1 protein-coding gene is annotated in these 1,100 nt (G+C 68.0%); it reads left to right on the forward strand.

The features are described from left to right. Positions 1–55 precede the first annotated feature (55 nt). A partial coding sequence (locus tag ACFXIV_RS48255; protein WP_379421584.1) for a methylmalonyl-CoA mutase occupies positions 56–1,100 on the forward strand: 1,045 nt, incomplete at its 3' end.

The raw sequence follows: 1,100 nt of genomic DNA on the forward strand, positions 1-1,100 counted from the left end.
ACATTGATGGCGGTGGTCATCGCTTTTACTTGGACGTCCTAGTAAATTCGGGGGTATGGATGCTGACGCCATCGCACAAGGCCGCCGCCGCTGGCAGGAGCGCTACGACTCCGCGCGCAAGCGGGACGCGGACTTCACCACGCTCAGCGGCGACCCCGTCGAGCCTGTTTACGGCCCCCGGGACGGCGACACGGTAACGGGGTTCGAGCGCATCGGATGGCCGGGTGAGTTCCCCTTCACCCGAGGGCTCTACCCGACCGGCTACCGGGGCAGGACCTGGACCATCCGCCAGTTCGCCGGGTTCGGCAACGCCGAGCAGACCAACGAGCGGTACAAGATGATTCTGGAGGCGGGCGGCGGCGGGCTGTCCGTCGCCTTCGACATGCCGACGCTCATGGGGCGCGACTCGGACGACCCGCGCTCACTGGGCGAGGTCGGCCACTGCGGCGTCGCCATCGACTCGGCCGCCGACATGGAGGTCCTCTTCCGGGACATCCCGCTCGGCGATGTCACCACCTCCATGACGATCTCCGGCCCCGCCGTACCCATCTTCTGCATGTACCTGGTCGCCGCCGAGCGGCAGGGCGTGGACCCGGCCGTGCTCAACGGCACCCTGCAGACGGACATCTTCAAGGAGTACATCGCACAGAAGGAGTGGCTCTTCCAGCCCGAGCCCCATCTGCGCCTCATCGGCGACCTGATGGAGCACTGTGCGCACGGCATCCCCGCGTACAAGCCGCTGTCGGTCTCCGGCTACCACATCCGCGAGGCCGGGGCGACCGCCGCGCAGGAGCTCGCCTACACGCTGGCCGACGGGTTCGGCTACGTGGAACTGGGGCTCAGCCGCGGGCTGGACGTGAACACGTTCGCACCCGGCCTCTCCTTCTTCTTCGACGCCCACCTCGACTTCTTCGAGGAGATCGCCAAGTTCCGCGCGGCCCGCCGTATCTGGGCCCGCTGGCTGCGGGACGTGTACGGCGCCACCAGCGAGAAGGCGCAGTGGCTGCGCTTCCACACCCAGACCGCCGGTGTCTCGCTCACCGCGCAGCAGCCCTACAACAACGTCGTGCGCACCGCCATAGAGGCCCTCTCGGCTGTGC

The organism is Nocardia sp. NPDC059236 (assembly GCF_042754085.1).
Lineage (GTDB): Bacteria > Actinomycetota > Actinomycetes > Mycobacteriales > Mycobacteriaceae > Nocardia.